This window comes from Actinotignum sp. usb-actsch-rep-73, assembly GCF_059082735.1.
The window spans coordinates 50408-76328 of record NZ_JBHNPV010000087.1 but is presented as its reverse complement, the minus strand read 5'-3'; the positions used below and the strand labels follow the sequence as shown (position 1 = coordinate 76328).

Here is a 25921-nt window from a genome sequence, read left to right as displayed (position 1 = left end):
GACTTTCCCGGAGGCCTCTAGTGCCATTCTCACGGGTTCTCTCCGTTCCTGTCGCCTGGGGTAATCACTGTGCAGAGCCGACGATCGACGCGAGGATGTCCTCGGCCGTGCGGGTCCCGCGGAAGCCCTCGGGGCTGTACTGAATGAACGACGTCGTGATCTGATTCCACGCCGGAGTCGTCACGAGAGGAGTTCCGTTCTCAAGGAGATAGTTGATCGCTGCAACCGAATCCTCGGGCTTGCCTGCCGCCCACTGATCGACAACCGAGGAGATCGAGGGAACGGTCCCGCGCGTCGCAGCGACCTTTCCGATGACCTCAGGAGTCACGAGCTGCATGAGAACCTTGAAAGCGGCTTCTTTGTCCGGGCAGGACTGGGCGATTCCGAATCCAGAGCCCTGGATAACGCCAATGGACTTACCTTCCGGATTCGGGACAACAGCGACACCAAGGTTCTCGCCAAGCTCCTTCTCGAAGGTGGAGTACATCCACGGACCATCGAAGAGCATCGCGGCCTTGCCAGAAGTGAAGGCACCCTGTGAGGGTGCATCGCCGTCGGCCGCATTCGGGGCGACCGCGACACCTTCCTTGGCAACGAGATCGAATGCGAACTGAACACCGTCGACGAACTTCTGCTCATCGATCGTCACTTTGCCATCCTTCGACACGACGCCGCCGAAGGAGTGCGCAAGGGAACCCGGGGCGTTGTCCATGAGGGCCGGCTTGACGGCGAGACCGTACTTGCCGTCGCTCGTAAGGGCCTTGAGGTCTGAGAGGAATCGCTCGGTGGAGTAGTCAGTACCCGGCTCCTCGAGGCCAGCATCCTTGAACATCTGGCGGTTGTAGTAGAGGACATCGGGTTCGGCGTCATACGGGAGAGCGACGATCTTCCCATCGAGGGTCATGCCCTTGATCATCGCAGCGTTGTAGGTCGAGGCTTCGACGCCGTTGGCCTTCATGAGTTCATCGAGTGGCGAGAGGATGCCCTGGAGCTCCTGGGCGCGGGCAGCCTGCGTCGTAAGAATGCACGGCGCGTCGGATGCGACCATGCGGGTCTTCACCTTGGTGAAGTAGTCGTTGTAAGAGGGACCCTCGAACTCCAACGAGAATTCGGGGTTCTTCTCTTTGGCAATGTCCACGAAGGCTTGCCACTGCTCACGGTCAGACTCCGAAGAGACCCACGCATACATCTTCGCCGTCTGGGCGGAAGAGCCGGCCTCCCCACTGCTTCCGCCGGAGGAGCACGCGGCAAGGAGCGATAGGGGCATGACAGCGGCCGCGAGAAGGGCGGTCCGCTTGATCGTGCGAGAAGTTCTCATGTTCAGTCTCTTTCTTGGGAGGGGAACGACACAGGAAAGACCCTGCGTCCGAGCCGGGAGAGCACCGCCCGGGAGAGCACGTCGGTGTGCGATCCAGGCAACAGCGTTCATCTGACATTCGACGTCAACACTCTTCATTAAATGTGACAAGCGCCATAGTACCATCCTTGCTTCATTAGGACAATTAGCAACTCTCCTTCGATCAAGGCGCGGGATTCGCAACCCCGACGCAAGTTCCACACCGGCGAACGAACCCTCACTTCCGAGAAGGAATGTTGCAATCTCCCAGCTAGACAGATATTTCTGCAACCCCATAGAACGAACGCAACACAATGCGCCCCCTACCAGGCGAACCATTATTTGATCTGACAAATATGTCACTCCTGCAGTAGGTCGTAGATGCCCGCGTGGGGACCAAACGTCGACACGGGAGGTGCAGTCCGGGTGAACGGCTACTCGGGCACTCGACCGACTGCGCCTCTCCTCGTGGGCGCAGTGCTGAGCGAGGGGCTCCCTTCGAGTTGGGGGTAAGCAGAGCCCTCAACAAGCTTCGTGGCGACTTCCTCTGCGTCCCTTTCGGCGCCACACCCGAAACTGCCGAAGATCCTGCATGCCGCCGGTTTCTCGTCACTCGGGCCAGATCCGAGGTGAAAGATGGCAGAAGATTCCGGCCTCGTACCTATTCACGAGGCCGGAATCTCTACTTAGTCGTACTCCTTACGAAGCCCGAATTACTCAGCGTTCAGCGCACTCACAACAGCGGCGCGCAGGTTCTTTTGACCGTTCTTCAGTGCTTCTTCGAGCGACTCAGCCGGATCGCCGACCTTCACGATCTTGGAAACGCCGTGCTCAAGCAGGATTTCAGCACCTTCTTTAATTCGGCCGGCGAAGACCATGACGGGGACACCGGCGGCGCGCGCGATAGCTGTGACGCCAGCGGGGGTCTTGCCGTTGATCGTCTGAGAGTCGACCGAGCCTTCGCCTGTGAACACCCAGTCGGCTCCCTGCACTGCATCGGCTAATCCGACCGCGTCGGCGACAAGGTCAATTCCGGGCGTCAACTCCGCATGGAGGAAGGCACGTAGCGCAAAACCAAGGCCACCCGCGGCGCCCGAGCCCGGCAGAAGCGCGTCGTCTCCGTGACCACTGGCGGTGGCGAAATGCAGATGGAGGGAGTCGAAGAATTCGACCTGTTCGGGCTGGACTCCCTTTTGCGGGCCAAAGACTGCGGTGGCGCCTTCAGGCCCATTCAGCGGGTTGGTCACGTCGCAAGCGACCTTGACGCTCACTCCATCCAACAACGCGTCCAAGGCAGACGTGTCAACGCTCGCTACTTGGTCGAGGTTTTCTAGCTTCGGAGCAAGCTCTGCACCATCCGCATCGAGAAGACGAGCACCGAGCTCAACAAGCATTCCAATGCCAGCGTCATTTGTGGCAGACCCACCGATGCCGATCAACAGTTCGCGTGCGCCACGCGATAGGGCGTCGCGAATGATCATGCCGAGGCCAGCAGTATTGGATTCGACGACATTACGTTCGTGGGGAGCGACCAGTTCAATTCCCGCACACGACGCAACATCAAGGACGGCCCGACCGTCCGCGAGCGCGTATTCGGATTGAATCGGTCTGCCCAGGGCATCCACGCTGTCGGCCGTGATTCGGCGAGCTCCCCACGCGGTTGCAACGGCTTCAATGAAGCCTTCACCGCCGTCGGACATGGGGACGCGCACGCAATCGGCATCGGGGTACACGTCATGGATTCCCTTTTCCATTGCCGTTACTGCTTCCAATGCAGTCATGTTCTCTTTGAAAGAGTCGGGTGCGAGGATAAATTTCACGGCGTTTCCTTGGGTGAGCAGGTGCCAGCACTGGGGTAGTACGGACAAACAGCATCATTACTGTTAACAACTAACAATAACGCGTATTGCCTGTTTTGAGAGCGGAATTGACTAGGCTAAGAACAGGAACTGCCCTAAAGAAAACTGACAAAGGAGTCCAGATGAGCGTTTCGATCGGCACCGGTAAGGTTCGCGCAACTATCCAAATTCAGGGCGCGATGACGACCGCACTTTTCGAGGCAGGAACGGATAAAGAGTTCACTCCCTCATACGTTGCCACGTGGGAAGGTTTCCCCGAGGCCCCAATTTTGGACAAGCTTCGTGGCGACTTCCTCTGCGTCCCTTTCGGCGCCGCACCCGAAACTGCCGAAGAACTGCCCGAGGGATGGCGTAACGGTCACAACGGTGCCAGCCCCTGGATTCACGGCCCCTCCGCAAACCTGCGTTGGAATGTCGAGGCGCTGGAAGCCGACTCTGCCCTACTCAGCCTGAACTACGCCGACGACGACCCGGTAAAGCGCGTGGAACGTCGCGTGACCTGCGTTGAAGGTGCTGTTGAATTCGAAGACTCAATCATCATGCGCACCGATGCTCGTCTGCCACTTGGTCTACATCCCATCTTCCGTCTTCCTAAGAACACCGGAGATGCTCACATCGAGCTCGGCGAAGCCGATGGGTTCTGGGCTTTCCCAGCCGACTCGGGAACGACGGTTCTTGAACGTGGTGCGCGTTTCAGCGACCTTGCCAAGGCACCTCGAGCCGACGGTGGCACGATCGATCTGACTCGCCTTCCCCTCACCGAAGAGGTTGACGAAATCGTTCTGACCGCGGGTCCCAAGGACGGGCGAGTCACCTTGGTCAACGATGCTGAAGGATACAAGGCCACCCTTGAATGGGATCGCACCCTGTTGAATAACGTCATGTTCTGGATCTCCAACCATGGTCGTAAGGGTGCTCCGTGGGGAGGAACCAACCTCTGTCTAGGCGTCGAACCGATTACCTCGGCATTCGACTTCGGTGAAGGCGTTTCAGCAGCGACCAGCCCTCTGACGGAAGCCGGATATGCCACCGCGATCGATTTAAAGGCAGGTCAGACCTACACGATTACTCACCGCATCAGTGCCGAGCGCATCTGAGGCCTAGTAATACGTTTGAGAAACAGCGCAAAGGCTGACAGACGCACGTGACCCCGAAGGAATTCCTTCGGGGTCACGTTATTCAAGCCAGGTGTTTAAACCACCCTCTGCGATTAAGGCATATCAAGCACGCGCTTGTTCAACCTCAGTTCTTCTTCGAGGAGATCAGGTCAACAGCGACTGCGAGAATCACAACGAGACCCTTGATGGACTGCTGCCATGCGGAGTCGACTGCCAGAATCGACAGGCCCATGTTCAGAACGCCCATGATGAGTGCACCGATGATGGCACCGGAGATCTTACCGATACCACCGGAGACCGCAGTACCACCGATGAAGGCTGCTGCGATAGCGTCGAGTTCGTAGTTGTTACCTGCGGTTGCGACTGCAGCACCTGCGCGAGAGGTCGTGATGATGCCGGCGAGTGCGGCAAGGAAGCCCATGTTCACGAAGACCAGGAAGTCAGTGCGCTTGGTGTTGATACCGGACAGCTGGGCTGCGCGGAGGTTGCCACCAACGGCGTAGATGTGACGACCGAACTTCGTCTTCGCCATGACGAACGAGTAGATGACCACCAGGACGCCGATGATGATGAGAACGATCGGGGTCCCACCGGAGGACAGGGAGAGCAGGTAGGTCACGAAGGCGATTGCCAGGGCTATCAGGACCTGACCGGTGACGAACAATCCGAACGGGATGACCGCTGCACCTGCCTTGATATCCTTTGCGCGACGGCGGAAAGAGGAGAAGAGCGCGACTGCGATCGTTGCGATACCGATAACCAGAGTGACGACGTCAAGCATGCCCGCGTAGCCGAGGAACGGGGGCAGGGATCCGGCTGCGATGGCCACGAAGCCCGACGGCAGACCGGAAACGGTTGCTTCTACGAGGACGATCGCGAGGCCACGGAAGATGAGCATGCCACCCAGGGTGACGATGAACGCGGGGATGCCAACGTAGGCAACCCAGAAGCCCTGCCAGCAGCCAATCAAGATACCGAGAAGCAGACCGATGACCACTGCAAGTGGCCACGCAACGTGCATCTGGTACATGAGCAGTGCGACCACGCCACCGACGAAGGCGACGACAGAGCCGACAGCGAGGTCGATGTGGCGGGCGATGATGACCATGGTCATGCCGATGGTCAGGACCATCACGTACGCGTTCTGCTGAATCAGCGAGGCGATATTGTTCGGGGCCAAAAGGCGGCCACCGGTAAGAATGTTGAACAGGATGACAATGACGACGAGCGCACCGAGAATCCCGTACTGCTGGAGGCTGCCCTGCAGCCGTTTGGTCGACTCTTTCATCGTGCTTCCTTCACTCGTTCCTTGGTCATGAGCTTCATGAGAGATTCCTGTGTTGCTTCGGCCGCGGGAACGACACCCGTGATCATGCCTTGGCTCATTGTGTAGATGCGATCGCAGATGCCCAGAAGCTCGGGCAACTCCGACGAGATGACGAGGACAGCGTGACCCTCATCGGCTAGTTGCTGAATGATTTGGTAGATCTCGTACTTGGCACCGACGTCGATGCCTCGTGTCGGCTCGTCAAGGATGAGGATCTCGGGATCAGTGTTGATCCACTTGGCTAGGACAACCTTCTGCTGGTTGCCACCGGACAGGGACGACGCGAGTGCGTCGATCGACGAGGTCTTGATGCGAAGCTTCTGTCGGAAGTCTTCGACCAGCGCATCCTCGTCATGGGACTGGATGACGTGCCCCTTGATGATCTTGTCGATGGCTGCAATGGTGACGTTCTTGCGAATGTCTTGGATCAGGTTCAGCCCCATCGTCTTGCGGTCTTCGGGGACATATGCCAGGCGGTGGCTGATCGCCTTGGTCACGGTGGAGGTGTCGATGACCTCGCCGTTCTTGCGAACTTCACCGCTGATCGAGGTGCCGTACTGGTGACCGAAGATGCTCATGGCAAGCTCGGTACGTCCCGCACCCATCAGACCGGCCAGGCCGGTGATCTCTCCACGGCGCAGTTCGAAGCTCGCGTCGTCGACGACCTTTCGGCCAGTGTCGATCGGGTGGTGAACGGTCCAGTTGGAAACTTCGAGGATTGTGTCACCGATGGTCGGCGTGTGCTCCGGGAAGCGGTTGGACAGTTCGCGACCGACCATCTTGGCGATGATTTCGTCTTCGGTTACGCCTTCGGGGCGGTGCATGTCGATGTAGCCGACGGTCTTGCCGTCACGGATGATCGACGTGGAGTCGGCGATCTCGCGGATTTCTCCCAGCTTGTGGGAGATGATGATCATGGTGATGCCCTCTTCGCGGAGCTGACGCATCAGCTCAAGCAGGTGCTCAGAGTCATCGTCGTTGAGTGCTGCGGTCGGCTCGTCCAGGATCAGGAGCTTGACGTCCTTGGACAATGCCTTTGCGATTTCAACGAGCTGTTGCTGGCCAACGCCCAGGTCGACGACGCGCGCGTCAGGGTTGACGTCCAAACCGACCTTGTCGAGCAGTTCCTTCGCCAGAATCTTGGTTTCGTGCCAATCAACGAATCCGGCACGTCCCCGTTCGTTGCCAAGGAAAATGTTTTCCGCAACGGACAGGAACGGGGACAGCGCCAGTTCCTGGTGAATGATGACGATGCCGACATCCTCCGATTCACGGATGGACTTGAATCGGCACTCCTCACCGGCGTACTCGATCGTGCCGTCGTAGGAGCCGTACGGGTAGACGCCCGATAGCACCTTCATGAGGGTCGACTTGCCGGCGCCGTTCTCGCCGCAGATGGCGTGGACTTCGCCGCGTCGGACCTCCATCGTCACGTCGTCGAGGGCCCTCACACCGGAGAACTCCTTGACGATGTGCGTCATGCGCAGGACCAGTTCATCGGTCTGCATCATTCACCTCAGTTTCTAGGAGAGTTACTTACGTCCGAGGATCAGAGACCGAGGTCTGCTGCCGTGTAGAAGCCCGAGTCAACGAGCTTCTCTTGGACGTTGTCCTTCGTGATGACGACCGGATCGAGCAGGAACGAAGGAACAACCTTCATGCCGTTGTCGTAGGACTCGGTGTCGTTGACCTCGACCTCAGTGCCCTTGACGATCTGGTCGACCATCTTGGCGACGCGATCACCGAGAGCGCGGGTGTCCTTCCAGACGGTCATGGATTGCTTGCCAGCGATGATGTTCTGGACGTTTGCCTGGTCGGCGTCCTGACCGGTCAGGACCGGCCACGCATCGGCGGTGTAGCCGTCCGAGTCGAGCGCCTGGGAGATGCCGAGTGCGAGGGAGTCGTTCGGGGAGAGGATGGCTTCAACCTTCTTGTCGGAATAGAAGGAATTGAGGCGGGTTTCCATTTCTGACTGTGCGGTGGTGGACATCCATGCCTGGATGCCGATGGACTGCCAATCGTCAACGGATGACGGTGCCTTGCCGGACGGAACGGTCAGCATGCCGGATTCAACGTAGGGCGAGAGGACGTCCCATGCGCCGGAGAAAAAGAACTTGGCGTTGTTGTCATCGGGGGAACCGGAGAAGGGTTCGAAGTTGAACGGGCCCTTGCCGTCCTTGAGGCCGAGGGATTCTTCGATGTACTGGCCCTGCAGCTGGCCGACCTTGTAGTTGTCGAAGGTCGCGTAGTAGTCGACTGCTTCGGTGTCGCGGATCAGGCGGTCGTATGCGATGACCGGGATGCCTGCGGACTTGGCCTGTTCTAGAACGGGAGCCAGTGCGGAGCCGTCAATGGAGGCGACAACGAGGACCTTGGGGCCTGCGTTGATCATGTTCTGGATCTGGGTGATCTGCTGTTCAACCTTGTTGTCTGCGTACTGCAGGGAGACGTCGTAGCCTTCGTCCTTCAGCAGTTCTTCGAGGTGCGAACCGTCACGGTTCCAGCGCTCGAGGGACTTACTCGGCATTGAAACACCGATGAGGCCACCTTCACCGCCAGCTGCTGCGCCGGATTCGGACGAGCCACCGCGTTCTGCGGAGCAAGCGGCCATGCCAAAGGCCATGGATGACGCTGCAAGTGCAACGAGCGTCTTCTTTGCAATTCCTCGCATTGTTTGGCTCCTTCGCCATTGTGCGGTGTCGCTTCAGCACGACCCGCGGGTCTGTGATTCAAAATGGGATGTTCACGAATCTGGGGAGTATGCGTTGCTCCCCTTCACGCAGGGGGTACGAGGCCACCTGCGCATTCAGTCTTCAATTCTGGAGAACCGTGGAGGCTGGGGTGGTTTCTTCCTATAGCCACCGCTAGCCGGCTAGTAGGGAGGGTAAACCCCGATTCCCTTTTGTTCCCAAACAAAACATAAACGGTGACACACGCCTCGTCAAGACAAAAACAAACTGTCACCCGTTTTCACACGGTTTTCGGGGAACATTTACCCCTATCTTGGACTTTTGCGGACTCTGAAAAACTAGCCTTGAACTGCGATTTTTCCTGATTTAAGCACCGAAGTCGCTATTTTCGATTGTTATGCAACAATTTCATAACAACACCTGCGTTTCACACTCTACAACTCAGTCGACAAGGCCCAAGAAGTCTTTCACCCACAACACCTGACGGTGCCACTGATACAGGCCACCACCCTCATGCTCGTTGAATGCGTGGGCATCAATCTGGGCACTCGGTCGCTGTCCGCCAGCCTCAACCACCTTTTCACCCCACCAGTTTTTCGCTGCATACACCGTCGACGGCGGGCAACAGATATCCATGAGCCCGGTCGAGAACAACGCGGGAATCGTCGCGCGCTTCCCCAGCGACACAATGTCAAAGTAGGCGAGGGTCTCAAACACCATCTCGTCACGGCCACGGAACACGGACAGGTAGCGGACAACTTCCTGATAGGGCGTATGTTCGCTTAATCCGACCGCACGGCGGAAGTCGGCCATCCACGCAACGTCGGGCATTGTAGCCAAAACGCGCGAGTTCAGAACGCCGGCCGCAACGGACAGCGTGCCACCCTGACTTTGCCCGGTGACAATGATCCGCTTCTCGTCGCAGTGCGGAAGGTGCGCAGTAGCCTCAACCGCGTGGTGCGCGTCGATATAGATCCGACGGAAGTAGTAGTCGTGAGGGTCTTCGATTCCACGTGTCATGAGTCCGAACTGACCAACGCCCAGGGGATGCGGATCGACGGTGTCCGCCCCTGTCCCCCAGTTTCCGCCTTGGCCACGGTTGTCCATGACTAGGTGCGCAAAGCCCGCGCCCGCCCAGCCGAGGTGCTCGTACGGGAGGCCTCGTCCACCGCCGTATCCGCGGAACTCGACAATGGTGGGCAATTCTTCGCCGGGCTGAGCCGTTGCAGGAATTGTCAGCCACGCCTTGATCGGATCGCCCGCGTACCCGCCGAAGGTCACGTCGAAGACTCGGTGAGTCTTCACCACCAGATCGGTAACCTCTTCGATCTGCACGGACCTCGGGTCGAAAGGATTCTCCTCAAGAGTCGTCGCCCAAAATTCATCGAAGTCTGCGGGCTCGAAACTATCGGGGCGATAAGTTTCCAGTTGGTCCCGGTCAAGGTCGAAGAAGGTCGACATGCGTACTCCTGCGTGTGCAATCCCCCGTAGCGTGCCATCTTTGGCAAACGCCGGCAATGGGGTAAAACGATTCCTCACACCTGTTTAGCAGATGGGACGAGCCTCCCGCCTTCTACACGCAGCGACTGGGCACAGTTCACCATCGCGTAGGGGAACTGGACGATCACCCCTCCGAAGAGGAAGCGCGCGACATGGGGACGAACGAGGAGGGCCCGGTAGATGCCGAGCCCTCCTCGCCCGAAATCCGAGCGGGTCACCGCCCGGCGGCCACTCGCGCAGCCTGCTTCGCTGCACCGAGAGCAACGTATTCGCCGGGCTCGGGTAGTTCCACAACGGCATCTAGCATGTCTGCTGCCAGGGCCTGGACGGCTGTCGACTTCACGCCACCACCGACAATGAGCACCTTGTTCAACGGGACACCAAGCGCGCGCATGGCATCGAGCGCGTAGCGCATGAGGTTGAGCAGACCTTCAACCGTGGCGCGAGCAACGTGCGCACGGTCGGAGTTAGCCAACGTCATGCCGCGGAGCTCCGCCGTCGCATCGGGCAGGTTCGGGGTGCGTTCGCCTTCGAAGTAGGGGATCAGCTCGAGGCCTCCGGCATCCGGGACAGACAGGGCGTATTCGTCGAACTCTTTATAGTTCAGGCCGGTCACCTTCATCATCGCGTCGATAATGCGCGACGCATTGAGGGTGCACGCCAACGGTAGCCAGTTGCCCGATGCATCGGAGAATCCTGTCACCAGACCGGACGGATCAGCAACGGATGTTGCCGACACTGCTGCGACCACACCAGAGGTTCCGAGAGACAGCAGGGCACTGCCCGGCTCCAGGTCGACGCCCAGCGCAGAAGCAGCGTTATCGCCAGCGCCAGGGCCAAGGACAATGTCTCCCCAGCCGCGCTCAGGGTCACCGTGACCGACCACGTCCCACGGACCAGCAATGGTCGGAAGAATGATAGAGGCAACCGTGGCCTCGTCGATACGAAGCGCAGAGGCGAGAATATCGCGACGGTACGTCGGAGTCTCGCGTGCCATGTAGCCGGTGCCCGACGCGTCGGAGCGGTCGGTTGCCAGCTGGTCCAACGCGGGCTTGCCCATGATGCGCCATGTCAGATAATCGTGCGGAAGGCAGATTGCGGCGATCTTGGCGACATTCTCGGGCTCGTTATCGGCGAGCCAACGCAACTTGGTGACGGTCAACGATGCGACGGGAACGGAACCCGTGGCCTCGGCCCACCAGCTCGCGCCCTCAGAGCTGGCATCGTCGCGGTCATCGGTGCCACGTTCGCGAATAAGGTCGCGCGCAGCACCAGCCGAACGCGTGTCGTTCCACAGCAGGGCGGGACGGATGACATTGCCGTCCTTATCCAGGCAGACCATGCCGTGCTGCTGACCGCCGACGGACAGGGCAGCCACATCGTCCAAACCGCCGGCACGTTCAAGGGCCTCCTCGAAGGCATCCCACCATTTTTCGGGATCAACTTCGGTGCCATCCGGGTGCGAGGCCTTGCCCTGGCGGACGATGGTGGACGTAGCAGGGTCGTAGATGACGACCTTGCAAGACTGGGTCGACGTATCAACACCGGCAACGTAGGGGCGAAGAGTGCTCATATATGCTCCAAAAGTAAGGGCTTTTCGAAGTGGCACCGATGCCACTTTTCCAAGCGAAGGAAGCGAAAGTACCCAAACGGGCGGTCACCAAAAGCTGGCGACCGCCCGTAAGGATAGTGTCGATCAGGCGCGGCCCAAAGTATCGACGATGTAGTTGTTAATCGTAGCCTTCACAGACTCGAGATGGTCCGACTTCGTGGCTGCAACAAGGTCAGCCTGCGGAATGTCAAGTGAGTGTGCTTCCAGCGAGGCGAGGGAGGCTGTGCCATCTTCGACCGTCGCACCGATGCCCGAATCGAAGGACGAGTAGCGCTCGGAGACGAGGTCTTCGATAAGTCCTTCTTCGTGCATGCGGGCTGCGACCAACAGGCCGGCTGCGTAGGAGTCCATGCCAACAACGTGGGCGCGGAACAGGTCCTCAGCGGTGAACGAGGTACGGCGCGGCTTGGCGTCAAAGTTCAGGCCACCGTGCGGGCCGATCTGGCCTTCTGCGAGGACCTCCCACATGACTGCGGTGGTCTCGTAGAGGTCTGACGGGAATTCGTCGATGTCCCAACCGATGAGCTTGTCGCCCTGGTTGGCATCGAGAGAACCGAGCATGCCAGCTTCGCGTGCCACGCGGATTTCGTGCTGGTAGGTGTGTCCAGCAAGGTTGGCGTGGTTGCCTTCGAGGTTCAGCTTGAAGTGATCTTGCAGGCCGTAGGTCTGGAGGAAGGCGATGGTGGTTGCTGCGTCGAAATCGTACTGGTGGCTCGTCGGCTCCTTCGGCTTCGGCTCGAGCATGAACTGAGCGTCGAGACCGATTTCCTTGGCGTAGTCAACGCACATCTGGAACATTGCTGCGATGTGGTCCTGCTCGCGCTTGAGGTCAGTGTTCCACAGGTTCTCGTACCCTTCGCGACCGCCCCAGAACACGTAGTTCTCTGCGCCCAGGCGCTTGGCGATTTCCAGGGAATGCTTCAGCTGTGCGCCGGCGTAGGAGTAGATCTCGGCGAACGGCGAGGTTGCTGCGCCGGAAACGAAGCGGCGGTTGGTGAACAGCGAAGAGGTGTTCCACAGGAGCTTGACGCCGGTTTCCTTCTGCTTTGCTTCGATCGCGTCGACAACCTTGTCGAGGTTTGCGTTGGTTTCGCGCAGGGTGTCGCCTTCGGGAGCGATGTCGCGGTCATGGAAGCAGAAGTAGTCAACGCCCAGCGCCTTGTAGAAGTCAAAGGCGTAGTCGACCTTGGCGAGTGCCAGATCGAGTGGCTTGGAGTACTTGCCATCGAAGGGGCGCTGCGCTGTGCCCTCACCGAAGGGATCGACGAGTTCGGCCTGGAAGGAGTGCCAGTAGGCAACACCGAAGCGCAGCCATTCGCGCATGGTCTTGCCGGCGACCACTCGCTCGGCGTCATAGTAGCGGAAACCAAGACCCTGACGGAGCGACGATGTTCCGACGAAGGGGATCTTGTCGATGTTCCAGAGATTCTCAGACATGGTTGCCTCTCAGAGATTCAGAGATCGATACGATCGCTTTTGTTACATAACAAAACATACTGTGTGAAATGTACTAGAGTCAAGAGCATGGCAGCAGCAATTCGTCGACACACGTCGGTTTCCCAGCGAGCACCCCAGCGCCCATCGGAGCGCGCAATGGCGGGCGTGAAGGCTGAAAGCCTGCGTGCAATGAACCTCTCCCTCGCCCTGCGACACATCCTTGCCGCACCCGGAGAGATCTCCCGATCAGGCATTTCTCAAGCAACAGGCATTACGCGAGCTACCATCTCGCGCCTCGTCGATGAACTCATCAACGCGGGCCTCGTTCTCGAACTTGAACCATCCATCGGCGGACGAGGCCGCCCAGCCAATCGACTCACACCAGCCCCAGGAAGGGCGGTCGCGCTGGGGCTCGAAGTCAATATTTCCGCCCTTGACGCTGTCATCATCGATCTCGGAGGCAACGAAATTGCACGAAATCGCATCGAAGGCGACTTTGCGAACTCCGATCACGTCGAAGTGATGACCTCACTGGCCGACATGGCACACGCTCTCGTCGAGGAACATCTTCCCGATGGAGCAATTTTCCTCGGCAGTGGATTGGCTCTTCCAGGCCTCGTATCCCCCGACCGACTGGCACTCGCACCCAACTTGGGATGGCGCGACATTCCCCTAGAGAAGCTGCTCGCTCCCCTATCGGACCTCTACCCCGCGATCGTTGCCAACGAAGCCGACCTGGCCGCCTTCGCTGTCGCACACCCACTTCCCGGCGTTCCCTCGGGGCCCGCGTCATTCGTCTACATATCGGGCGAAGTTGGCATCGGCGCCGGCATCATTGTCGACCATCGTCCGTTCAGCGGAGCACACGGGTGGTCCGGCGAAATCGGCCACATCTGCGCAGACCCTTCCGGTCCCCTCTGCTCGTGCGGGACTACCGGTTGCCTCGAGGCATACCTCGGTCTGCGCGCCCTCGCTGAGCGCTCCGGACTTGATCGCCACGCAACCGTTGAAGACATTCGCAAGGCGGCAGAAAACGGTTCGAAGCAAGCACGTGAAGCCCTCGAAGAAGGCGGAGCAGCCCTTGGTCGAGCGCTTTCAGCCGTCATCAACTCTGCGGACATCCCGCTGGTTCTACTCGGCGGAATTGTCGCTGAACTGAGCGAATGGCTTGTGCCCGCAGCTGAAAAGGAAATCGAAACCCGCGTTCTTCAATACGCCTGGTCTCAGCCGAAACTCGAAGTAATCCGAGATTCCCAAGGTCTTGACTCGCGCGGAGCGGCATATCGAATTCTGCAGCGCTTGGTCGATGACCCCATGGCATGGACAGCATGACAAACTCCGCAGAACATCACGGTTTTCATTCAGGGTGCCGGCGCAATTTCACCCAATGTGCGGGTTAATCTGTATCCATGATCGGAGATGAGAAACCCCGCCCACGCCTTGTTGACGTCGCTCAAGCGGCAGGCGTTTCAGTTTCCACAGCTTCACGTGCTCTAGGACGAGGTTCCGAGCTCATCGGTGCGCAAACGCGCGACCACGTTCGAGAGGTCGCACGCAAACTTGGCTACAGAGTGAACCCCGTCGCCAGATCTCTTCGCCTAGCCAAAACGAAGCAGATCGGCATGCTCGTCCCTTCGATCTCCAACCCGTTCTACACGGACCTCATTGTTCAAGTCGAGCACCACTTATCCCAGCGCGGCCTTTCCCTGCTCATTTCCGATGCGGAAATGTCTGTCACTACGGAAGACTTGAAGCTTCGCTCATTCGAAGGGGGTTCGGTAGACGGTCTGATCATCGTGCCCTGTCACGAATCTTTCTCAACGCCCTCCCTAGAGCGCGCGGCAGCCTTGGTGCCAACCGTCCAGCTCGACAGAGCCGTCTCTTTGCCTCACATCCCATTCGTTGGCGTTGACGATGCACACGGCGTTCGCGAAGTCTTAGGACACCTGAAGGAACGCGGAGCACGTCGCATCGCGATGCTGTCGAATACGGGCTCTGATCTATCGTCCGTTAAGCGTGTGACCGAAGCGCGCCGGGCTGCTCCCGAGTTCGGGATGGAACTTGCGGACAGCGATGTCCTTGAATGCAACCATTCCGTCGAATCGGCACGTAGCGCAGTTTCAACCCTGATCAACGGGGGAAATCGCTGGGACGCGATCGTGTGTCTGAACGATCTTCTTGCCATCGGCGCAATTACAGAGCTCCGTCATCGTGGCTTCGGTATTCCCGAGGACATCATGGTCACCGGCTTTGACGATATTCAGTTCGCCGAACTGATGCGCCCATCCGTGACTACGCTACGCCAACCTCTTCCGGAAATTGCACGCCAGGGTGTAGAGCTTCTCCTTGACGAGTCGGACTCTGAGTTGCCCAAGCGTATCTTGGTTAAAGGTGAGCTGGTCATCCGGCAGTCGACGATCCCAGAATTTTAAACGGTCCGCAGCTGTACACAATCCCGAGGCTGAACAGGCCCAAGGGTTAAAAAGCCCAGAGTTTTTAGACCACCACTGTCTGAGCACGGTCGTCCGCGACCTTATCGGCATACTCGTACCGGCCTCGCGGCACCGTAGCACCTTGAGGCTTATAGGACAAATTGTGTTGATGGGTTAGTTCGGGGTGGGGTTTCATGGGGTGCAGGCATCGTGCCTGCCCCCACTGCTGAGCCTGGTTAATATCGAAAAGGGCATTAGCCCCTAATCCTGGTATGAACCTTCGTTTTGGTGATCAGGTGTTCAACCTGTTAACCCGTATCGCCTATCGACTTAGAACGTATAGCTGAATTTATGGTGGGGTCAATGCCTTCTTCAGGCATTGACCCCACCATAGGTTATCTGTCAGATTAAGACACGTTTTCTAGCGCGCGTGCTTTGGCTGGCGCCGCCGGGCAACCAGGTAGGCACCGGCACCCGCGCTGATTGCCGATAGCCCCAAAATGGTGGACAGGTCGTCGGCTCCGGTTTTACCCAAGCCGGACCTGGAGGCGTTATCCGGTTCACCTGCGTGCTTGCCTCTATAGGCTGACCCGGGAGCGATGCAGTCTTGATAGAGCTTCTCGTAGGTGGCTTTTGCCTTATCCAACTGAGTGTTAGCCTGCTGCAGGGCTGCTTCAAATGGCGCTAGCGCGGCTTTAGCTTCTTTATAGGCGGCCTCTAACTGCTGTACTTCCTCGGTAGCAGTATCTGCTGCCTGCGCGGCTTCCAGATAAGCTTGATACTTTGCGAGGACGTCATCGATCGCCTGCTGGGTTTCGGCACTAACGCTGGTAGCTGCCGGTGCACGCATCGCCATTATGCTCAGCGGTGCTACGGGAGCAGGTGCGCTACCAGGTTGTTGTCCTATCCAGGTGTCAAGGTCGGGTACTTTCTGTGCGCCTTCGTTATCTACCGCAGCCTGATCTTTAGCTTTCTGGGCAGTCTCTTTGGCCGTGTTGGCATCTACTGCTTCTTGATCGGCGGTGTCTTTAGCTTTCTGCGCATCCTCTACTGGTTTCGCCGCGGCATCTGCTTTAGCCTGCGCCTCATCGGCAGCCTTTTGGGCGGCTGCTTTGTCTGCGTAATCTTTGGCTGCCGCGTCGTTTGCCGTCTTGGCATCCGCTGCTTTTTGATCAGCGGTGTCTTTAGCTTTCTGCGCATCTTGTGCCCGGGTTTCGGCCTCGGCAGCTTTCTGCTTCGCTTCATTTAGCTTGGTGGCGGCATCGGCTACTGCCGCATCAGCTTTAGCTTTTTCGTCTTTAGCGGTATTCAGGGCAGCGTCTGCCTGCTTTACTGCATTTTCTGCCTCATCCAACTGCTTCTTAGCGTCAGCCTTGGTGGCAACTACTGCGTCATAGTTCTCTTTGGCCACATCCAAAGCTTTTTGCTTTTCGTCCACTGTTTTTTGCGCGTCATCAGCAGCTTGCTGTTTGGCGTTAACCCCATCTTGTGCCTGGGTGACTGCTTCATCTGCTGCTGCTTTAGCCTTTTCAGCGTTGTCCAGTTCCGTGGCTTTATTTTCCACCACGCCGTTCTGATTGTTAGCAGCTTCCTTGGCAGCTTTCAAAGCTTGCTCGGCAGCGGGAACCGCAGCTTTAGCATTATTAAGTGCTGCTTCTGCTTCGTCCAGCGCTTTCTGGCAAGCCTCACAATTCTTCGCTTCCTTAGCGGCGTTATCCTTCGCGTTCTGTAAGTTTGTCTCTGCAGTTTTTTGTGCGGCCTGCTTTGCCACAAGCGTGACTTGAGCTGCATTTAACGCAGTCTGTGCAGCTGTAGTACCTTTAGCAGCTGTCTCCTTCAGAGGAGCATAGTAGTTTAGGAGTCTTTCCCTATACTCTGATACCGAGTAGGACTCTTCTGCGGTGTAAGTGCGGAACTGTTGAATATTTGCCATTGGATTCGAACCGAAACCAAAACCAGTATACAGAAATTCCCGTTTCATTAGCGATTCATAGTGTCCCGTGGTATTAACAATCCAATACCCGTACTTAGCTTTTTTGTTATCAGAGTAGCTAACCGGACCACCATTATCGTCATAAAAATGCTTTTCAGCGTTATACCAACCGTCGTAAGGATTCAAAGACCAAGCTAGATTTTCTCCACTTCTACCAACTTCTTGCAGAACTCCCCAGTTATGAGTGTGGTCCTTGGTAATTGCGGAACCATTAGCGTTTATTTGGGCAAGTGCCATTAACTGGTCCGTCACTCGAAGGGCATCCATGGAACCAAAGTTGTTATCCCCAGCTGTTCTAAAACCATTTCCTTGATCGATATAGTCCAGAGCTTTCAGCATATTTTCAAGCGAAGTCGCATCCCCGTCAGCACCTATATGAGTGTGGTTCACAAGGGGCGTATCACCGATTTTGTAATCTGTATTGAGCTCTTCCAAGGCCTTAGTTGCATTCATCTTTTCGAAGAAGCCTTTTGATCCTTTAGCAATCTGCGCTTTAGCATCAGCTTTGGAAGCTTCCAGAGCCTCTTTCGCTGCCTTAACCGCTGCTTCCGCGTCTTTGACTGCCTGGTCTGCGGCATTCTTTTCGTTTTGCGCAGTGGTTACTGCATCATTGGCAGCGTCGCATTTTGGCTGCTGTGCATCCAAGTCTTTTTGCGCGTTATCTCTATTGGTTTCAGCCTCTTTTTGTGCCTTGACGGCTTCCTCATAGGCGGTCTGCTTTTCCCGCTGCGCCTGATTTAACTTACCTAGCTCAGTCTTTGCATCCTCAAAGGCTTGATTCGCGTCAGCAACCGCCTGCGCTTTCTCTACCGCGGCATCCTGCTTTTCTTTCAGTGTCGCTTTAGCAGCCTCAAGTGCTTCATCTGCAGTTTTCCTAGCCTCGGCAGCAGCGTCCTTTTCCTTCTGCGCCTGTTCTACTTTTGCTTGTGCTTCACTGACCGCATCGTCGTTTTCCAGAACATCTTTAACGTCCTGCAATTTCTTCTGCGCGTCAGCTAAGGCCTCTTCTTTATTTTTTACCTCATCCGCAGCGTCTTGAGCTTTTTGCTCTGCGTCTTGCTTGGCGGTTTCAGTATTCTTGGCATCCTGGTCTGCCTGCTCCGCAGCCTTGGTGGCTGCGTCCAGGTTAGATTTAGCTTCCTCGGCTTTTTCTTGCGCCGTAGCCAGAGCCGCTGCGGCCTCATCGGCAGCTTTCTTAGCTTCAGCTACCGCCTCAGCTCCGGGGGCAGCCGCCTGCGCCGCAGTATTTGCTTCGTCCGCTGCCTTTTTGTTCGTCTTTGCTTTACTGAGATTTTCTTCGGCCTGCTTTTGCTGCTGCTTAGCCTGCTCTAAGCCCTTTTGAGCTTTATCCAGATTAGCAACTGCCGCCACCAAGGCTTGTGCCGCCTGGTCCTGCATCTGCTTATGCGCAGCGGTGGCATCATCGCGCTTCTGCTGCTGGTTAGCTTGTGCCTTCCGCAAGGCATCCTGGGCACCTGCATAAGCCGCGAGGGGCTCTGCAATCTCGGGTTTGGATTGTTCAGCATCCAAATTTGTGGCCGCATCCGTGGCTTGCTGCTGGGCGCGCAGATAATCCTGATAGGCCTTGTTGACCGTAGCTATGTCAACTCCGACGCGGCACTGCGAAACAGCTCCCTGAATATTCAACTTGCCCTGCGGTTCTGCTTGATTAATCCCGAATGCCGCTCCCGCCGGAGCCACCAGCGCGATCCCGGTGCCTACTGCAATCGCTACCTTCGCAAGCTGTTTGCGCGCCATATCAATCCCCTCTGATTGGTTTAGCATTTCGCTCGAAATTTATAGATTCCCTATAACCCTAATCCTACCCCAGGCATAAAAGTCCAGCCAGCCTTTGGGTATTAACCCCAAAATGTTACTTAGCCCGGAAAAGACGATAAAACAAGGAAAAATCAACACATTTTGTCCTATAACCCCACCTTGACCTATACAGCAATCGGCGGGCCCACCACTGTCGTGATGGACCCGCCGATTTCAGTTCAGACGATGTTCAAACCGTCAGGATCTGCGTATCTGAGTCTCAGTACGCAAGACCCTTCGGTTCGTCTGCCAGCACTGCCGACTGCGGGTTAACAACCTCGAAACCGTTTTCCTTGTAGGCCTCGTAGTCGAAGTTCTCGCACTCGTCGAAGCCGATGCGGTGGTAGGCGTAGAAGCCTTCCCAATCTTCGTAACCGCTGCCAAGCTCCGACTCGAGGAATGCATCCGCCATGGCCATACCCTTACGTTCAGCGACGTAGAAAGCGCCCATGGCCAGCAGGTTTGCGCTGTTTGCGGCAGCTGCGCGACGAGCTGACGCAACGGATTCGCAGACGGCTGCGTGAACGTGAGGAACCTTTGAGGCTGCGATGTGGATACCCATGCCGGTGCCACAGAATGCCAGTGCTCGCTCGAATTCGCCTTCGGCGATCTTCGCACCCAGAGCAAAACCGACTCTGTGATACATAGGAGTCTTATCAAGGTCCGGCGTAATGTCGGTGACGGTCCACCCACGATCCTGAAGGTGCTTCTTCACGGCCTCCTTCAGAGGGAAACCAGCGAAGTCGGCGCCGACGACAACGTGCTTGCTTCGTACGGTCTTCATTACTTCTTCCTTCCCGCAAGGAGGCCCTTGAAGGGGTTCTTGCCGTTGAATTCATTCATGCTGATAACGAACAGCAGGACGCCGCCCCAGATGAGGGGTCGGTAGAAATTGGAGATATTCGGGAACATGTTGAGGCCCGAAGACAGGACCTGCAGCACGAGGATCGCCATGACGACGCCGGCAATTCGACCGCGGCCACCGTTGGGGTTCACGCCACCGAGGACGACGATCAGGACGGTCAGCAGTGTGTAGCTTGCGCCGTAGTCGGCCTTCGCGGAGTTGTAGTTCGCCAGCATGACAATGCCTGCGACGGCTGCCATGATGCCCGACAGGATGTAGGTGCGCATCAGCAAGCTGGTGATCTTCAGACCGGCAAAACGTGCCGCGGTTTCGTTCGTGCCGATCATCAGGATCTTGGTGCCAAAGCCGGTCAGGGTAAGGATCAGGCCGACGATGACGCAGCAGATGATGAAGATGACAAGCGGCATGGGGACAAGACCGCCCAGATGGGCTGCGAATACCGAACCGAATGCGTCGGGCACACCTGAAACGGGCTTACCTTCAGTCAGGATGATGGCGACACCACCGAAGAGTTCGAGTGTGCCCAGTGTTGCGAGGATTGGTGGAATCTTCAGCATGGAGACGAGCATGCCGTTGATGGCACCGCAAATTGTGCCAACAAGCAGTGCGATAACCAGTGCGATCACGACGGCGAGACCTGCTTGGCCACCACCATCGCCGGTGAGCATTGCTCGCAGGACAAGGGCTGCGCTAATCGATGTCACGTTTGCGATTGCCACGACCGAGAGGTCGATGCCTGCGGTGAACATGGTCAGCATGACGCCCAGAGCCATCAGACCGAATTCAGGGAACTGGATTGCCATCGACTGCCAGGTACGCAGGGCGAAGAAGGGGCCCGGGCGAATCACGGCGAAGAAGATGAGGAGCAGAGCGAAGACGATGACGAGCCTCGTCATGTAGGCATCCTTCGTCATGAAGGACGGGAGTGCGAAAGAACGCTTCTTTACGGATTCAGTAGTCATTTCACGCTCTCCTTTCACAGAATCGAGGCTCGTTGCTTGCGGCTACGAGCAACCTGGATTGCTGAAACGCCGGTACCAACGATGATCAGCAGGCCGAGCGCGAAGCCCTGCCAGAAGGTGGGAATACCGGTCAGAATCATGGAGTTCTGAACGATGACGATCAGCAGGGTGCCAAGCACGACACCGGTCAGGGAGCCGGTACCACCGGTAATGGCGGTTCCACCAAGGACGACGGCCGCGATGACCATCATTTCCATACCAAGCAGGTTGGTCGGGTGCATCTGACCCATGGAAGTCGTACGAACCATGCCCGCGAGTGCGGCGATGACACCAACGATGACGTAGAGCCAGAACTTGGTGCGACGGACCTTGAAGCCTGCTCGTTCTGCTGCGGATTCATCGCCACCGATGGCGAAGATGCCACGACCGAACATCGTGTATCGGGTGATGAAGTAGGCAATGGCCAGGACAACCACGAAGATGAGGAAGCTGGTCGGCATCGCGGACTGGAGTCCGGATTGCGTGTTCGTCACCGTAAACAGTGAGCTAGCGCCGAAGGTCTTCATGGATTCGGGAATGTTCGGGATCTGCACCGAGTTCAGTGCGCCCTGCATGACACCGGAGAAGACGTTCGAGGTGCCGAGCGTGATGATCAGCGTGGGAACGGTCAGCCACGAGGTGAAGATACCGTTGAAGGCACCAAGCAGTGCACCAAGGAGCATTGCCATCAGGAAGGGGACGATGACCGGTCCGTTGAATCCCTGATCGACAAGGAAACGCGTAGTTGCGTAAACGGCAAGCGATGCGAGTGCCGGGAAGGACACGTCGATGCCACCAGAAACCAGAACAAGGTGGGCGGCGACGGCGAAGAGTCCGGGGACGACCATTGCGTTTGCCAGGTCAACAAGGTTGTTTGCCGTGAAGAACTGACCGCTTCGTGCCTGGATGACGAGTGCGAGGGCAACGATAACCAGGAAAACCCAGAATTCGTTGGCTCGCAGGATCTTTGTTTTAAGAGACGTCATGTTCATCACGCTCCTTGAGTAGCAACGTCACGCGACATCAGTTCACCGAGTTCGGCTTCGGATGTCTGGGCGGGGTCGATCGATTCACGGATTCGGCCAGCACGCATGATGAGGACCTTCGAGCAGTTCGTCAGAACTTCCGCGATGTCGTCAGAGATGATGACGATGGCCATGCCTTCGCGTGCGAGGCGCTGAAGGATGGAGTGAATCGTGTACTTGGAACCGATATCAACGCCGACCGTCGGACCGTTGAGGATCAGGACATCCGGTTTCGTTGCAAGCCACTTGGCAAGAACGACCTTCTGCTGATTACCACCGGAGAGAGTGGAGACCGCGTTGTCAGGATCGGGGGTCGCGACCTCGAGGTCTTTGACCCAACGCTTCTCTTCTTCGGCGATGCGCTTCTTATCGAGAACACCGAGTGCGCCAGCGAATTCGTCCATTTCTGAGATGACAATGTTTTCGCCGATGGAGCGTGACAGGAAGAGACCTTCTGTCAGTCGGTCTTCGGGGACCAGTGCGATACCAGCATCAATCGCGTCTTGGATGGACTTCAGGGTGACGGTCTTGCCGTTGATGGCGATCGATCCGGCATTCGTGGGCAGGGCGCCGAACAGTGCAAGAGCGAGTTCGGTACGGCCAGAGCCGAGCAGACCCGTAATACCCAGGATTTCGCCACCGTGGAGCGAGAAGTTCACGCCTTCGAAAGCCCCTTCTGAGCCCAGATCCTTGACCTCAAGGACGGGGTTTTCGGTCAGGGTTGATGCTTCGAAGCGAGTTTCGTCGAATTCCTTGCCCGTCATGTACTTAGCGAACTTGTGACGGTCGAGTTCGGATGAGTCGCAGGTGATGACCTTTTCTCCGGAGCGCAGGATCGTGAAGCGTTCGGAGATTTCGAAAACTTCTTCGAGCTTGTGCGAAACGAAGAGGATCGCAATACCGCGTGCTTTCAGATCGGAGATGATCTTGAAGAGGGCGTTGACCTCGTTCTTCGTCAGTGCCGTTGTGGGCTCATCCATGATGATGAGCTTGGCGTCTGACATGAGTGCACGGCAGATGGCGACCAGCTGCTTGTCAGCAACCGAAAGGTCGCCGACGCGCGCATCAAGGTCGACATTGAAACCGATCTTGGCAACTGCTTCTTCAGCGATCTTCCTCAATCGCTTCCAATTAACGAGCTTTCGTCCGGCTGCGACCTCCGTCGTCATAGCAAGGTTTTCCATAACCGACAGGTTCGGGAAGACGGAGAAGTCCTGATAGATAACCTGGACGCCCGCGTCGATCGCTTCGAGCGGCGTCATCTTGGTCCAAGATTTTCCGTTAATTTCGATGGTTCCCGAGTCGGGCTCGTGGACACCAGAAATAACTTTAATAAGCGTTGATTTTCCGCAGCCATTCTCGCCGGCAAGACAGTGGATTTCACCGGGAGCGATGTCAAGATTGATGTCGTGAAGAGCGTGCACACCAGCAAAAGACTTGTTGATGTTCTTCACTGAAATAAGCGGCGTTGTCATAAATCGATTCCTTCCAGCCCGCATTTAGCGCATAGAGATACGCGATCGCGATTTCAGTGCTTCAACAGCATCGGTGCTGGGCATCTTTGCCCAGCACCGATGCTGAGGAGCTATCAGAAGCCGAAGCTATCGACATTGTCCTTGGTGATCTGGATCCAGCCGTTGCCTTCCAGAACCTTGTCGGAACCCTCGGAGAAGTGCATCTCTTCATAGCCCTTGACGCCCAGATTGACACCGTCAGTGATCTTTTCACCGTTCAGGATCTTGGTGGCGAGTGCTGCCATTGCGTAGCCAGCATCTGCCGGATCCCACAGGGTCAGTGCTGCAACGAGGCCCTTATCGAGGATTTCCTTGTTGGCTGCCGGCATGCCGGTACCTGCGGTGAAGACCTTGTCCTTCAGGCCAAGTTCGTCAATTGCACGTGCAACGCCGGGAGCGTCGAACGAGGAGGTGCCCAGGATGCCCTTAATCTCGGGGTACTTCTTGAGAACTTCCTTGGCGACCTGGTAGGCGGTTTCGCCGTTGTCTTGAGACTCAACACGAGGTTCTGCCTCGAGCAGGGTCATGTTCGGGTAGGCCTCCTTCTGACGTGCAACTGCACCGTCAGCCCATTCGTTGTGGGAAGCGTTCGTCACGTGGCCGACCATCGTGGTGTAGGTGCCTTCTTCACCCATGGCTTGTGCAAGGTTGTCCATGATGAATGCGCCGTACTTGGCGTTGTTGAAGGCTTCGATGTCGTACATCGTGTTTTCCTGCGACGCACCTTCGTGTGTCACAACAACGATGCCTGCATCCCTTGCTTCCTTGAGGGCGGGCTCAATTGCGCCCGGATCAACCGGAACGACGCCGATTGCGTCAACGCCCTGCGCAATGAGGTCCTGGATGACCTGCGCCTGCATCGTGGCGTCAGTTTCCGATGGGCCCTTCTGGAACACGTTCATGCCTGTGTCGGCTGCGTACTTCTGAACGCCGGTCTCCATACGGACGAACCACGGGTTGGTGGCGTCCTTAGGAACGATGGCGATCGTGTAGTCGCCGTCACCCGATCCGCTTGCTGCGCCGGAGGCTGCAGTATCACCCGCACCACCGGAGCACGCTGCAAGTGCAAGTGCTGAAGTGAGAACGATTGCACTAGCGGCTACAATACGAGACTTCATGTTGACTCCTTGAGATTCACATCCACATTGATGAGGATCGTTGCACACGAGGTGCGTGGATCATTTCGTTGCATCACACCGCCATCATTAGCGGTATGTCATGCGCGAATGATCGACCAAATAGACAGCTATCCATCTGATCGTTCGTACGAACATGCTCGATGGTATATTGCACAGCACACACGAAGCAACCTTCTTCGCATGATGTTGTGCAATCGTTATCAAAGCCCAAATACCCGCGATGTTGCCAGGTTAGATCCGACCTCGGAAAGCCAGGCAGAGAACTCTTGCGCATCACGGTAGGATTTCTGAGTACCGCGACCCGTCACCGACAGTGCCGCGTATGCGTTTGCCAGTTCCAGAGCTTCGGCTTCGTTGAGCCCCTCAGACAAACAGTGCGAGAAACACCCAATGAAGGCATCGCCCGCGCCGGTTGTGTCAATCGCCTTCGCCGGGAATTGCTCCAAGCGAACGTCTCCCCCGTCAGCGGAGAGCCACCAGACTCCTCGAGACCCGAGCGTGACGATGACGTTTGTGCATCCGGCATCCAAAAGGACTTGCGCTGCAACACGAACCTCATCGTCGGTGGACGTCGGCAGTCCGGTCAGTAGCTCGAGCTCTGTCTCGTTGGGCATGACGTACTGGCACTTCGCCGCGAGCGCCAAGTCGAGTTCCTTCGTTGCGGGCGCGGGGTTAAGAAGAACCGGAATACCCAGACGGTTACCCAGAGCGATTGCAGCCTTCACGGTTTCGAACGCGATTTCCAGCTGAAGAACAATCAGTGAGCATTCACTGATCGCGTCGGCGGCCTCTTCAAGGTCCTCCGGGGTCAGACCTTTGTTCGCACCCTTGACGATGATGATGGAGTTATGTGATTCCTGGTCAACGAAGATCGGGGCAACGCCGGATGTTCCGTGAACCTGCTTCACAAACGAGGTGTCGATGTCGTTGTTTCGGTAGTTCTGCAGGTAGGTCTCACCGAACGCATCGTCACCAACGCAGGTCACCATCGTGACTTTGGTGCCGAGTTTTGCGGCTGCGATTGCTTGGTTTGATCCTTTTCCGCCGAACCCGATCTCGAAGTCGAGGGCTTCGATGGTTTCGCCTTCGACGGGCATGCGGGTGATGTACGTGATCAGATCAGTGTTGTTCGAACCGATGACTGCGATGCTCATGGAACCACCTTGGTAAAGAGGTTGAGGGGTTAAGAGCGTATTTATGGGCGACGATGCCCACGTTTAACGCTGGATGAAATGATCCTAGCGCAAACGTTTGC

Annotated in this window: 18 protein-coding genes; 3 read left to right on the top strand and 15 right to left on the bottom strand. The window is 57.1% G+C overall.

Features of this window, described 5'->3' with window-relative positions; genetic code table 11:
- Nucleotides 1–64: 64 nt before the first annotated feature.
- Both AC5RE1_RS09690 and AC5RE1_RS09685 read right to left on the bottom strand, forming a co-directional pair.
- Complete coding sequence (locus AC5RE1_RS09690; RefSeq protein WP_040318446.1) at nucleotides 65–1318, bottom strand: ABC transporter substrate-binding protein; 1254 nt, start codon at nucleotides 1316–1318, stop codon at nucleotides 65–67.
- A gap of 731 nt (nucleotides 1319–2049) precedes the next feature.
- The gene (locus AC5RE1_RS09685) at nucleotides 2050–3156 is read right to left on the bottom strand and encodes a glycerate kinase (protein ID WP_493938803.1); all 1107 of its coding nucleotides are present in this window, start codon (nucleotides 3154–3156) and stop codon (nucleotides 2050–2052) included.
- 161 nt (nucleotides 3157–3317) lie between these two features.
- On the opposite strand from AC5RE1_RS09685, the gene AC5RE1_RS09680 reads away from it, so the two are divergent.
- Nucleotides 3318–4292 (top strand): aldose epimerase family protein, encoded by a 975-nt coding sequence (locus AC5RE1_RS09680; protein ID WP_179370069.1) that lies wholly within the window; start codon nucleotides 3318–3320, stop codon nucleotides 4290–4292.
- Nucleotides 4293–4437: 145 nt separating this feature from the next.
- Here AC5RE1_RS09680 and mmsB read toward each other — a convergent pair whose 3' ends face one another.
- From mmsB to xylA, 6 genes are all read right to left on the bottom strand, one after another.
- Nucleotides 4438–5601, bottom strand: coding sequence for a multiple monosaccharide ABC transporter permease (gene mmsB / locus AC5RE1_RS09675; RefSeq protein ID WP_006680557.1), 1164 nt, complete (start codon nucleotides 5599–5601; stop codon nucleotides 4438–4440).
- Complete coding sequence (gene mmsA / locus AC5RE1_RS09670; RefSeq protein WP_006680558.1) at nucleotides 5598–7148, bottom strand: multiple monosaccharide ABC transporter ATP-binding protein; 1551 nt, start codon at nucleotides 7146–7148, stop codon at nucleotides 5598–5600. Before mmsA ends, mmsB begins: the two co-directional genes overlap by 4 nt.
- A gap of 41 nt (nucleotides 7149–7189) precedes the next feature.
- A complete protein-coding gene (chvE, locus tag AC5RE1_RS09665) occupies nucleotides 7190–8311 on the bottom strand; it encodes a multiple monosaccharide ABC transporter substrate-binding protein (protein ID WP_006680559.1) in 1122 nt (373 codons plus the stop codon).
- Between the two features lie 460 nt (nucleotides 8312–8771).
- Nucleotides 8772–9791 (bottom strand): acetylxylan esterase, encoded by a 1020-nt coding sequence (locus AC5RE1_RS09660; RefSeq protein ID WP_493938800.1) that lies wholly within the window; start codon nucleotides 9789–9791, stop codon nucleotides 8772–8774.
- Between the two features lie 253 nt (nucleotides 9792–10044).
- Nucleotides 10045–11403 carry a xylulokinase gene (locus AC5RE1_RS09655; protein WP_493938798.1) on the bottom strand — a complete coding sequence of 453 codons (1359 nt, stop codon included), beginning with the start codon at nucleotides 11401–11403 and terminating at the stop codon, nucleotides 10045–10047.
- A gap of 123 nt (nucleotides 11404–11526) precedes the next feature.
- Complete coding sequence (xylA, locus tag AC5RE1_RS09650) at nucleotides 11527–12879, bottom strand: xylose isomerase (protein ID WP_006680573.1); 1353 nt, start codon at nucleotides 12877–12879, stop codon at nucleotides 11527–11529.
- Between the two features lie 87 nt (nucleotides 12880–12966).
- On the opposite strand from xylA, the gene AC5RE1_RS09645 reads away from it, so the two are divergent.
- Nucleotides 12967–14211, top strand: a complete 1245-nt coding sequence (locus tag AC5RE1_RS09645) for an ROK family transcriptional regulator (protein WP_179370079.1) — start codon at nucleotides 12967–12969, stop codon at nucleotides 14209–14211.
- 77 nt (nucleotides 14212–14288) lie between these two features.
- Nucleotides 14289–15311: a LacI family DNA-binding transcriptional regulator gene (locus AC5RE1_RS09640; protein WP_006680575.1), complete on the top strand. Its 1023-nt coding sequence runs from the start codon at nucleotides 14289–14291 to the stop codon at nucleotides 15309–15311.
- A 421-nt stretch (nucleotides 15312–15732) separates the two neighbouring features.
- Here AC5RE1_RS09640 and AC5RE1_RS09635 read toward each other — a convergent pair whose 3' ends face one another.
- The 7 genes from AC5RE1_RS09635 to rbsK form a co-directional block, all read right to left on the bottom strand.
- A complete protein-coding gene (locus AC5RE1_RS09635) occupies nucleotides 15733–19062 on the bottom strand; it encodes a hypothetical protein (RefSeq protein WP_179370080.1) in 3330 nt (1109 codons plus the stop codon).
- A gap of 280 nt (nucleotides 19063–19342) precedes the next feature.
- Nucleotides 19343–19906 carry an RpiB/LacA/LacB family sugar-phosphate isomerase gene (locus AC5RE1_RS09630; protein ID WP_179370081.1) on the bottom strand — a complete coding sequence of 188 codons (564 nt, stop codon included), beginning with the start codon at nucleotides 19904–19906 and terminating at the stop codon, nucleotides 19343–19345.
- Nucleotides 19906–20949, bottom strand: coding sequence for an ABC transporter permease (locus AC5RE1_RS09625; protein WP_006680578.1), 1044 nt, complete (start codon nucleotides 20947–20949; stop codon nucleotides 19906–19908). The genes AC5RE1_RS09630 and AC5RE1_RS09625 overlap by 1 nt, the downstream gene beginning before the upstream one ends.
- Before the next feature lie 14 nt (nucleotides 20950–20963).
- Nucleotides 20964–21974, bottom strand: a complete 1011-nt coding sequence (locus AC5RE1_RS09620; protein ID WP_006680579.1) for an ABC transporter permease — start codon at nucleotides 21972–21974, stop codon at nucleotides 20964–20966.
- Between the two features lie 5 nt (nucleotides 21975–21979).
- Entirely contained in the window at nucleotides 21980–23488 is a 1509-nt protein-coding gene (locus AC5RE1_RS09615) for a sugar ABC transporter ATP-binding protein (protein WP_006680580.1), read from the bottom strand.
- 113 nt (nucleotides 23489–23601) lie between these two features.
- Nucleotides 23602–24645 carry an autoinducer 2 ABC transporter substrate-binding protein gene (locus AC5RE1_RS09610; RefSeq protein WP_179370082.1) on the bottom strand — a complete coding sequence of 348 codons (1044 nt, stop codon included), beginning with the start codon at nucleotides 24643–24645 and terminating at the stop codon, nucleotides 23602–23604.
- 221 nt (nucleotides 24646–24866) lie between these two features.
- Nucleotides 24867–25820: a ribokinase gene (gene rbsK, locus AC5RE1_RS09605; RefSeq protein ID WP_006680582.1), complete on the bottom strand. Its 954-nt coding sequence runs from the start codon at nucleotides 25818–25820 to the stop codon at nucleotides 24867–24869.
- Nucleotides 25821–25921 lie beyond the last annotated feature (101 nt).